The 1,743-nt window shown below is 70.7% G+C and carries 1 protein-coding gene; it reads right to left on the bottom strand.

The window, feature by feature from the left end; genetic code table 11:
- Positions 1-115: 115 nt before the first annotated feature.
- Positions 116-1,408 carry an IS110 family RNA-guided transposase gene (locus FF36_RS31220; RefSeq protein ID WP_044888808.1) on the bottom strand — a complete coding sequence of 431 codons (1,293 nt, stop codon included), beginning with the start codon at positions 1,406-1,408 and terminating at the stop codon, positions 116-118.
- Between the last annotated feature and the right edge of the window lie 335 nt (positions 1,409-1,743).

Here is a 1,743-nt window from a genome sequence, read left to right as displayed (position 1 = left end):
GACCTGATCCGAAATTAAGACGCAACGTGGGCAGGCTCGCGCCCACCCGTCGGCGACCACGCTGGAACGGTCACTGACAGGGGGCGACCACGCTGGGACGTGCCGGTCTGGTGGGTTAGGCGGCGGGGGCGGGGCCGGTCGGGGCGGCGGGGGTGAGGGTGACGGTGAAGCCTTGGGCTTCGAGGGCGCGGACGTGGGTGCGGCGGACGCGGTCGGGGTTGAGGCGGCGGTCGAAGTGGTCGGGGCCGAGGTCGTGGTAGCGGGTGTCGGGGTTGGCGAGCAGGTGCCAGACGATGGTCAGGATGGAGCGGCCGACGGCGACGATGGCCTTCTTCTGACCGCGGCGGGCGAGGCGTCGGTAACGGGCGCCGAGGAAGGTGCGGGTCCGGCTGGCGCCCACGGCGGCCTCGCCGAGGGTGCGGGCGAGGTAGCGGTTGCCCTTGCCGGTGGAGTTGCGGCCTTTGCGCCGGCCGGCGGACTCCTGGGTGACGGGGGCGAACCTCGCCCAGGAGGCAAGGTGACCGGCGGTGGGGAAGCGGGTCGCGTCGGTGCCGATCTCGGCGATCAGGACGCGGGCGCTGTCAGGTCCGATGCCGGGAATCTCGTCGAGCCGGGCGGCGAGGTCCGCGTATGGCGCCACGGCGGTCTCTATCTTCGTGTCGAGTTCGTCGATGTCGGCGGTGGCGGCGTCGATGCGGGCGAGCATCCTGCCGAGCAGGTAGGCATGGTGCTCGGTGAAGCTGCCGGTAAGGGCCTCTTCGAGTTCGGGAATTCTGCGGCGTAGCACGGTGCGGGCGAGCTGCGCGAGCCGTTTCGGGTCACGCTCGCCGGTGACGAGGGCGGCGAGCATGGCCCGGCCGGACACGCCGAACAGCTTGGAGGCGACGGTCCCGAGCTTGATCTGGGCGTCCTCGAGGAGCTTCTCGACCCGGTTCATTTCCGCGGTGCGGACGTTGACGAGGTCGGTGCGGTAGCGGGTCAGATCGCGGAGCCGGCGCAGGTCGGCCGGGGGGACGAAGCTGGGCCGGATCATCTGCCGCTCCGCGACCTTGCACAGCCAGACGGCGTCGATCGCGTCTGATTTGGGCCTTCCTGGCAGGTGTCTGACGTCGCGGGCGTTGACCAGCCACGTCTCGAAGCCGGCGGCCTCGAGCACGTAGAACGGCGAGCGCCAGTAGTCCGACGTGGCCTCCATGACGACCCGGGTCACGCCGAGGGCGCGCAGCTGGTCGGCCAGCCCGACCAGCGAGCGTGTCATGGTCGTGTGGGTGGTGACCTCCTGCAGCCGCCGGCCCGGCCGGTCGTCGTCGGGGACCCGCACGCAGCAGGTCAGCTCGGCCTTGCCGATGTCGAGCGCGGCGACCCGCCGGATGATCTCTTCCGTTTCCTGCGTCTCCTTGAGCACCATCGGGTGCCTCCCGTCTGCGGTGGGTCCGGACAGGGGGCTGCCCGTGGGAGCCGCGGGGCAGGATCGAATCTGATCCTCGTGCTCGAGGCAACAGGGAAGGGCCCTTCGGGTGCGGTTCCCGGCGCCCGACTAAATCACGGCCTGAAACGACCAAGGTACGTCGACGTCGGTGGGCAGCCGCGATGATCGTCACGCCGCCCCGGGTCTTCCGTGACGGAACAGACCTACGGGGCACACCAAGCCCACGACCGGCCACCGGGCCGAGGCGCGACGCTGCCACGCAGACCCGACGACAGCGAGCGACCACAGAAATTTCAGCCCGGAACGGGCTCCCC

It is taken from the genome of Frankia torreyi (genome assembly GCF_000948395.1).
Classification (GTDB): domain Bacteria; phylum Actinomycetota; class Actinomycetes; order Frankiales; family Frankiaceae; genus Frankia; species Frankia torreyi.
Note: the sequence above shows the minus strand (reverse complement) of the source record. Positions and strands in the feature narration are given on the sequence as shown.

Excerpts from the sequence above, each read along its gene's own strand:
- FF36_RS31220 (WP_044888808.1), bottom strand. The coding sequence starts at position 1,408 with ATGGTGCTCAAGGAGACGCAGGAAACGGAAGAGATCATCCGGCGGGTC.